A 251-nucleotide genomic window follows, 5' to 3' on the forward strand; every position below is an offset into this window, starting at 1 on the left:
TTGTAAATCAGCACAGCGGTGAAAAGGCTTAGCAAATCAACGACCGTGAAAATGGCATCCGCATCGCCGAAAAAGGTGGATATCTTTAGCGGGAAATCAAAGAAGCTCCCCACAAGATACATGCTGCATTTGATGCCGATCGGCGTCACCAAACCAAGCCAGAACAGACGTTGCCAGACATATCGGCTGGTCAATCCATAACGCCAACGCGTCCCCAGCTGCCAGCGTAATATTGCGCAGGCACACAACAC

The 251-nt window shown here is 50.6% G+C and carries 1 protein-coding gene; it reads right to left on the reverse strand.

Annotated elements, in window-relative coordinates; genetic code table 11:
• The coding region (locus SB822_RS59225; RefSeq protein WP_410859392.1) for an MASE1 domain-containing protein at positions 1 to 194 on the reverse strand (194 nt) is incomplete at its 3' end.
• Between the last annotated feature and the right edge of the window lie 57 nt (positions 195 to 251).

This window comes from Paraburkholderia sp. SIMBA_054, assembly GCF_046534875.1.
In the GTDB taxonomy this organism is placed as follows: domain Bacteria; phylum Pseudomonadota; class Gammaproteobacteria; order Burkholderiales; family Burkholderiaceae; genus Paraburkholderia; species Paraburkholderia hospita.